This window comes from Pirellulales bacterium (genome assembly GCA_036490175.1).
Taxonomy (GTDB): domain Bacteria; phylum Planctomycetota; class Planctomycetia; order Pirellulales; family JACPPG01; genus JACPPG01.
Map to the genome: position 1 here is coordinate 1 of DASXEJ010000074.1, position 4,550 is coordinate 4,550.

At 59.2% G+C, this 4,550-nt stretch carries 6 protein-coding genes; 5 read left to right on the forward strand and 1 reads right to left on the reverse strand.

What is annotated here, in order from left to right:
• The 5 genes from VGG64_05120 to VGG64_05140 all read left to right on the forward strand — a co-directional run.
• Positions 1-1,308: hypothetical protein (locus VGG64_05120; GenBank protein ID HEY1598959.1), on the forward strand; the 1,308-nt coding region annotated here is incomplete at its 5' end.
• The gene (locus VGG64_05125) at positions 1,305-1,520 is read left to right on the forward strand and encodes a hypothetical protein (GenBank protein HEY1598960.1); all 216 of its coding nucleotides are present in this window, start codon (positions 1,305-1,307) and stop codon (positions 1,518-1,520) included. The genes VGG64_05120 and VGG64_05125, both read left to right, overlap by 4 nt.
• 94 nt (positions 1,521-1,614) lie before the next feature.
• On the forward strand, positions 1,615-1,833 hold the full coding sequence (locus VGG64_05130) for a hypothetical protein (GenBank protein HEY1598961.1): 219 nt from the start codon (positions 1,615-1,617) through the stop codon (positions 1,831-1,833).
• Positions 1,834-1,869: 36 nt separating this feature from the next.
• Positions 1,870-3,585: a recombinase family protein gene (locus VGG64_05135; GenBank protein HEY1598962.1), complete on the forward strand. Its 1,716-nt coding sequence runs from the start codon at positions 1,870-1,872 to the stop codon at positions 3,583-3,585.
• Between the two features lie 2 nt (positions 3,586-3,587).
• Entirely contained in the window at positions 3,588-4,058 is a 471-nt protein-coding gene (locus tag VGG64_05140; GenBank protein ID HEY1598963.1) for an HD domain-containing protein, read from the forward strand.
• 97 nt (positions 4,059-4,155) lie between these two features.
• Here VGG64_05140 and VGG64_05145 read toward each other — a convergent pair.
• Positions 4,156-4,550 (reverse strand): hypothetical protein (locus VGG64_05145; protein HEY1598964.1); only part of this gene is annotated, 395 nt, incomplete at its 5' end.

Consider the following 4,550-nt stretch of genomic DNA (forward strand, 5'->3'; position numbering starts at 1 on the left):
TACGATCAGTCGTTCAGCTTGCAGCGACTCGCAAAATCATCGGCAAGAGTTTGCCGTCAGTATGAGTTGACAATCGATAAGTTCGACAGGCTTCTCGGCAGGCCGGCAACTCTTGCGGACTTGACCGAGGCCAATATCAGCCGATGGGTGCGGGCCGCAACGGAGTTCGGCGTGTCGCCGGTCGAGATCCGACGGCGCCGTGACATGCTGATCGCTATCAAGGACCACTCCACCCGCCAATCCGCGATTCCCGCGTGTTTCGAGAGGGAATCCCTGCAAATCGTTGGCACGCCCATGCTGCTGACGGATCTCGTCGAAGTCTACCTTGAGCGTAGGAACCGAGAGCGGCCTATCGGCAGGGAAGTCAGCATCAAGTCGAGCGATCACTTGAACGATTCGGTTCAGGCGTTTTCGAAATGGCTTGGCAGGCGCGCTACGTTGGATGATTTGAGCGCCGACACGGTCAATCAGTTCTTGCTAGACAACCTGACTGCCGGTAAGTCTCCGTATACCGTCAAGGCACGTCGAACCGGACTGTTGGTACTATTGCGGCGTGCGATCCGCTTAGGGCTTGTACAGGACGTCGATGTTCGCGACGTGCGCACGGTGCATTGTCCAGCGCTTCGGATCGACGGATACAGCCAGAATGACTTGACTCGCCTTGTCGAGCAGGCTGCCAAGATGAAGGGCGTCGTCAGGAAGACGGGCATTAGCAAGTCGATCTTCTTCGCATCGGCAATCCTCACGCAGTGGAATCTTGGGATACGGATTGGCGACCTAACTCGGATTGCCGTTCGGGATTTCGACCCCCGCGGTTTTTTCTGGGTTATGGAATCGAAGACGGGCAAAGGGCGATCGCGGATTCTGCAATCAGCAACGCGCGGAGCGATCGCGGCTTGCATTGCCGTGAACCCCCATCGGCAGCTGATCTGGCCCGGATTGGTGGCGCGGAGCTTGTATCGCGCCGTCAGCACGATTGCCAAGGATGCGGGCCTGCCGGGCACGTCCCGTTGGATACGTCGTGGTGCCGCGAGCCTGGTCGAGAACCAGAAGGCCGGCAGCGCCTGGAAATTCCTCAATCACTCGGTCCCCACTTTGTTTGAGAACCATTATCGAGTTGAAAGGCTCGTCGATCCTAACCCTATCGCGCCACCGGAGGTCGCATTTCCTGAGGCCCTTGCGGACCATCCACAACCACCGATCGCAATCATTGATCCAGTCGAACAAGAAAGGCGATGGGAACTCAACAGAGTCGCAACCAAACGGTGCAGGGATCGCAAGAAGGCGGAGAAAGGCGGCGCCGCATGACCGATGCCGACCTTCTCGCAATCCTCAAGAAGTTGAGGAGTGTCAAGGACGGCACCACGTTTGAAACGCATCAGGTTCGCTTGGTGTTATCCCACGCCACCAAAGTCGAACAGAAGCTCGCCAAGAGACACGAACGGCTCTGGCAACTACGCAGAGCAGCGGAGAAACAATTCTTGGCGGGTTGGCCCGATATCAGCCCGTGGCAGGAGTAGCAGCGTAGCACCGCAGGACCCACCTTGAAACATGGGCCCTGGCCGCCCTGGTCGGTGAATCCGGGGTGAGTTTTTCAACTTGGGTGGAGATGCAATGCACGTTCGGACTAACGCACTCGGAAACATCACGCATCACGACGGTCAGGTTGTTCTCGATGTCGAGTCTAACGGCATGATTTGCAAGGTGTGGTTCTCGCGAGACAAGTATTGGGTCTACAAGCTCGACGTCGGGTATGCGTATCTGCTGGCCGAATGCCTGACGGCCGATCAGGCGCGCGACGCGGCGATTGAGCTTTTGGGCGAAGAGATTTGACAAAAGTTGCGGCCTACGGCCGGGGAAGGGTGAGCAATGATCGCAACTGCACTGATTCCCGCCGTCGGGTACTGTCGCATGTCGACCGATCGGCAAGACAAGTCCATCGCCGAGCAGCGCGCCGAAATCGAGCGGTACGCCGCAGCCAAAGGCTACGACCTGCTCGATTGGTATGAAGACCACGGCATCAGCGGCGATAAGACCGAGCTGCGAGAAGCGTTCAAGCGCATGATCGGTGACGCCAATCGCGGTGATTACAAAGCGATCCTCGTGTGGGATCAGGACCGGTTCGGTCGGTTCGATTCGATGGAGGCCGGTCACTGGATTCATCCCTTGCGCAGGGCGGGCGTACAACTCGTCTCGGTGACTGACGGCCCGGTCGATTGGGAGGACTTCGGCGGCCGTCTCATCTATCAGGTGAAACAGGAAGGCAAGCATCAGTTCCTGATCGACATTTCCAGGAACACCGCCCGCGGTCAGATCAAAATGGCCGAGCGCGGCGGGCGTAACGCCCAGGCACCCTACGGCTACGATCGAATGCTCGTTGACGAAAAGGGAGAGCATCGTCTGCGGATCCGGGCAGGTGAGCGAGCAGCGAAGCCAATGGGATGGAATTCGATCCTCGTCCCGGGTGACCCGCGGCGCGTCGAGGCCATTCGGCTGATCTTCACGAAATACGCCAACGAGACGTTGAGCTTGCGCGATCTGGCCCGCATCTTGAACGCGGGCGGCTATTCCAGCGCCACCGGCAAGACCTGGTCATCGAGCATGGTCCGCGGCCTGATGCGAAACCCCACGTATACGGGTGACTCGATATGGGGCCGGCGATCGACCGGCAGATACCATCAGATCGTCGGCGGGGAAATTCAGCGACGCAAGGGACAGACCACGGGTAAGGCGACGACGCATGCGGCCGACAAGTGGATCACGGTCGAGAATGCCCACGAGGCCCTGATCGATCGTGAGACGTTCCATAACGTCCAAGCCAAGCTGACCGCCAACCGCGCGCTTACCGGGCCCCGCCGTGGCGACGTGTACCTGCTGACCGGCTTATGCGCCTGCGGCCACTGTGGCCAAGCCATGCACGGCTGGACCAAGAGCGAAAAGAAGGACCGGCGAGGACTGAAGTACAAGTCGTACCTGTGCAGTGGCTATATCCGGGGCGGTCGTGCCGCCGGCTGCGGTCATCACTCGGTACTCGAACGCGACCTCGTGCCAGTGATCCTCACCAAACTCCGCGACGCGATCTTTGCGGGTGGTCACAAGGATGCATTGCGCGAGCAGATCATGGCCCGTCTGGCTGGCAAACAGGGCAGCCAATCGAGCAGACTGGCCGACCTGAAGCGCCAGGCCGCAGACCTCGATCGGCAAATCGATCAGGGCGCTGATCGCTTGCTCAAGGCACCGGATGACCTGATGGACATCTTGGCACCAAAGCTCTCGGCCATGCGTGAAGAGCGCAAGAGGCTCGCCAAAGAGCTCGCGGCGAGTACCAAGGGCGACAACGCTGTTGACGTCGAGGCGATGGCAGAAGCCGCTATAGATCGTCTGTGGACCCTCTCAGCAGAATTCGAGAAGGCGAATCCCGCCCAGCTGAAAGAACTGCTACGCAGGATTGTCTCGAAGGTCGAGCTTTTCTTTGACGAGCATCGCACAGCACAGCGTACGTTCTATCGATGTGTGCGCGGAATCGTCCAACTACAGCCCGCAGCTACTTACTTGGGATTGGCGCAGCATTCAAACACGTCTTGAGCGTGACCAAGACGTGTCTTTATTTGGCCGAAAAGTACGACGATTATTATCCCGACATGCAACCGCGCCTGGATCGCGGGCTGGTCATCGCCGGTGCGATTTTGCACGACATTGGCAAATTGCGCGAAATCGAGTGGCAGCCCGAAGGTGCGGCCTATACGGCGCCCGGCCGGCTGGTGGGGCATATTTTGCAAGGCCGAGACATCGTACGCGAGGCGGCCCGGGAGCATCCGCTGGACGCGGAAATGCTGTTACGCCTGGAGCACATCATCATTGCCCATCAACGATTGCCCGAATGGGGTTCGCCCAAGCCTCCCATGACTCCCGAGGCCCTGCTAGTTCACTATGCCGACGATATCGACGCCAAGTACAACATGATGTACGTGACCCTGCGCGACGACACGACGCCAGGCCCCATGACTTCGAAGAAAAACCAGCTTTTTCAACAGATCTTTCGCGGTGGAGAGAAATGAATAGCGGCGACGCGATAAGCTGAAACGAGCGAAGACGCTTATCAATGAACGAAATGCGGTTAGACGCGCAGAATGCTGTTGGTACTTGGTTCCGTGTTTATCGTTTATCGCACGCTGTTTCTATTTCGATTCTCGTTTCCAGTACCCATTGGCCTGCCAGGCGGAAATGGCGGCGCTGGGCATGGCCCTTTAGAACGGACCGCGCCAGCCGATGGCGGTCGGCGTTAGGCAGAGGCACATGGGTCAGCACGACCACGCCGCCGGGCGCAACAACCCGTGCGATCTCGGTGAGGGCCGCCTGGCTGAGCGGGGTGCGTTCGACGATGACGTGCCCCACGCTGCCATTGGCCAGCGGGATGGCGTCGGCCCGGCCAACGACCAGGCGGGGAATCGGCCGGCCACGTTCGGGACCCAATGTCTTGTAGCGACTACGATTAAGATTGTACGCGCCGGCATGGCGTCCTTCGCCCCCTATGTCCAGCGTGATCGGCA

Coding starts and splice junctions, on each gene's coding strand:
- VGG64_05135 (HEY1598962.1), top strand. CDS start 1,870: ATGATCGCAACTGCACTGATTCCCGCCGTCGGGTACTGTCGCATGTCG.
- VGG64_05130 (HEY1598961.1), top strand. CDS start 1,615: ATGCACGTTCGGACTAACGCACTCGGAAACATCACGCATCACGACGGT.
- VGG64_05125 (HEY1598960.1), top strand. CDS start 1,305: ATGACCGATGCCGACCTTCTCGCAATCCTCAAGAAGTTGAGGAGTGTC.